Here is a 2,755-nt window from a genome sequence, read left to right as displayed (position 1 = left end):
GCACCAAGAATGATGATTTTCATTATGCTTCAGTCTGTTGGTTGTCGTTCAGATTGTGGCGCAGTGTAACGCGCCACGCTGGTCACTGTTTTATCAATTTTGCGTAATAGAAGCCATCACCGCCATCGGTCTGCGGAAATACCTGAATACCGGGCTGTGAGAGGTCACCTGTTTCACTTAAACGTGCATCAGCATGACGCTGCAGGAACTGGCTTATTTGCTGATGATTCTCTTCCGGTAATATTGAACAGGTCGCATATAACAATGTCCCGCCTGACTTCAGATGTGGCCAGACTGCATCCAGAATCTGCTGCTGCAACAAGGCAAGTTCTGGGATATCACGATCGCGGCGCAGCCACTTGATATCAGGATGGCGTCGTATGACACCCGTTGCGGAGCAGGGCGCATCCAGCAGAATACGATCGAATTGCGTATTGCCACACCAGGCTTCTGGGGTACGGCCGTCACCCAGCTTAACTTCCGCTGTCATGTTCAGGCGTTTCAAATTCTCACTAATTCTTGCCAGGCGCTGGGCATCAACATCAACGGCCATGACGTCAGCCTGAGGGGCCGCTTCCAGAATATGTGTCGTCTTACCGCCTGGTGCAGCACAGAGGTCGAGGATCTTCTCGTCATTCTGTGGATCAAGCAGTGCCACACAGCCCTGGGCTGAGGCATCCTGAACAGTGACCCACCCCTGATCGAACCCCGGAAGCTGGCCCACTGCGCACGGGGTTTCCAGTCTTAATGCATCACTGTGTTGCGGATGAACAAATGCCGTTTTACCGCTTTCCTCAAGGAGTGCCAGCCACGTATCGCGGCTGTGATGGTTTCGGTTAACACGCAGCCACATCGGTGGCCGCTGGTTATTAGCTTCGACAATCTGTTGCCACTGATCTGGCCAGGCACGTTTCAGACGTTCCAGTAACCACTTTGGATGCAGGTACTGCTGATCGCCATCATTCATCTGCAGCATCAACTCTTCCTGCTGACGCTGGAACTGGCGCAGTACCCCGTTAATCAGGCCTTTTAGCTGCTGGCGTTTCAGCGCAATGGCGCCCTCTACCGTTTCCGCTAATGCCGCATGAGCCGGGATTCGTGTATGCATCAACTGATACAGGCCGACCATAATCAGGAAGTGAATGGTGCGTTGCTTGCCTGTCATAGGACGTGACATCAGTTTGCTGATAATCCACTCCAGTTGCGGGAGTGTACGCAGCACGCCGTAGCAAAGCTCCTGTAGCAGGGCTGCGTCTTTCTCACCGACAGATTTCTGTGCAGCGGGCAGCACGTTACTGAGCGATTGCCCCTGTTCAACGACTTTCTCGATAGTCAGAGCAGCAACACTGCGTAAGTTAGTATTTTTTTTCATAGTGGATTCGCAATTCTTACGATTGCCCGGCATGAGTGCCGGGCAACGCGTCAGGCAATGATATTGCCCGGAGTAAACCATTCACGGCGGGAATTAAGCAGGTCCTGAGCTTTCATCGGTTTTTTGCCGGCAGGCTGCAGTTCTTCGATATTCAGCACGCCATCGGTAGTCACCACCTGAATGCCATGCTTATCGGCTTGCAGGACTTCGCCTGGTTGATGTCCGCTAACGGCGGCCAGCACCGATGCCTTCCATACTTTCACCGGTTGTTCATCAATGACGAAGTAGCTGACTGGCCATGGATTAAACGCACGGATACAGCGTTCAAGCTGTGCCGCAGAAAGTGACCAGTCAAGACGGGCCTCTTCCTTGCTTAGTTTTTCGGCATAACTGACCAGCGATTCATCCTGCACTTCAGGCTGAGCGCTACCTTCTGCCAGTTGCGTCAGAGTGGTCAGCATTCCGGCAGGCCCAAGGTTCGCCAACTTGTCGTACAGCGTGGCACTGGTATCACTGGCTTCGATCGGGCAGGCCAGCTTGAAGAGCATATCGCCGGTATCCAGCCCAACATCCATCTGCATGATGGTCACACCTGTCTCTGCATCACCTGCCCACAGCGAGCGCTGAATGGGTGCGGCCCCACGCCAGCGCGGTAGCAGGGAACCATGAACATTGATGCAACCAAGACGTGGCATATCCAGCACGGCTTTCGGTAGGATCAACCCGTAGGCAACGACCACCATGACATCAGCACAGAGCGTAGCGACCAGCTGTTGGTTCTCTTCGGGACGTAGTGATTTCGGCTGGAAAACCGGAATGCTGTGTTGTTCGGCCAGCTGTTTTACGGGGCTGGCGGTGAGTTTGTTGCCACGGCCCGCGGGGCGATCTGGCTGAGTGAATACACCGACAACCTGATGCCCTGATGACAACAGCGCGTCAAGATGACGCGCTGCAAAGTCTGGGGTGCCGGCAAAAATGATTTTTAATGATTCGGACACATTATTCCCTTCAGTCAGCGAACTCAGTCGCGGGCGCTCTGACGATACAGTTTTTCCAGCTTCTGACGGATACGCTGACGTTTCATTGGCGACAGGTAGTCAATAAACAGCTTACCAACCAAATGATCCATCTCGTGTTGAATACAGATTGCCAACAGGCCATCCGCTTCCAGTTCAAAGCTGTTGCCGTCACGGTCCAGTGCCCGAACTTTGACTCTTTCAGAGCGAGGCACAAGTGCACGTTGTTCAGGGATAGACAAACAACCTTCTTCAATACCGGTTTCGCCACTTTCTTCCAGCAATTCCGGATTGATGAGAACCAGACGCTCGTCCCGATTCTCAGAAACATCAATCACGATAATACGCTGATGAATATCCACCTGTG

At 53.1% G+C, this 2,755-nt stretch carries 3 protein-coding genes; all 3 read right to left on the bottom strand.

Annotation, left to right across the window (positions count from 1 at the left end):
• Nucleotides 1-82 precede the first annotated feature (82 nt).
• Nucleotides 83-1,372: a 16S rRNA (cytosine(967)-C(5))-methyltransferase RsmB gene (gene rsmB / locus WH277_RS01315; protein ID WP_339456358.1), complete on the bottom strand. Its 1,290-nt coding sequence runs from the start codon at nucleotides 1,370-1,372 to the stop codon at nucleotides 83-85.
• Nucleotides 1,373-1,422: 50 nt separating this feature from the next.
• Nucleotides 1,423-2,370: a methionyl-tRNA formyltransferase gene (fmt, locus tag WH277_RS01310; RefSeq protein WP_339456356.1), complete on the bottom strand. Its 948-nt coding sequence runs from the start codon at nucleotides 2,368-2,370 to the stop codon at nucleotides 1,423-1,425.
• Between the two features lie 23 nt (nucleotides 2,371-2,393).
• On the bottom strand, nucleotides 2,394-2,755 hold a 362-nt coding region (def, locus tag WH277_RS01305; protein ID WP_339503921.1), incomplete at its 5' end, for a peptide deformylase.

Origin of the sequence: Erwinia sp. MYb416 (assembly GCF_037479575.1) — a bacterium.
GTDB lineage: Bacteria > Pseudomonadota > Gammaproteobacteria > Enterobacterales > Enterobacteriaceae > Erwinia > Erwinia rhapontici.
The sequence above is the reverse complement of the archived record's forward strand: the minus strand, read 5'-3'. Positions and strand labels throughout refer to the sequence as shown.

What these genes read in the sequence shown, in the direction of transcription:
- rsmB (WP_339456358.1), bottom strand. Translation starts at nt 1,372, where the DNA reads ATGAAAAAAAATACTAACTTACGCAGTGTTGCTGCTCTGACTATCGAG.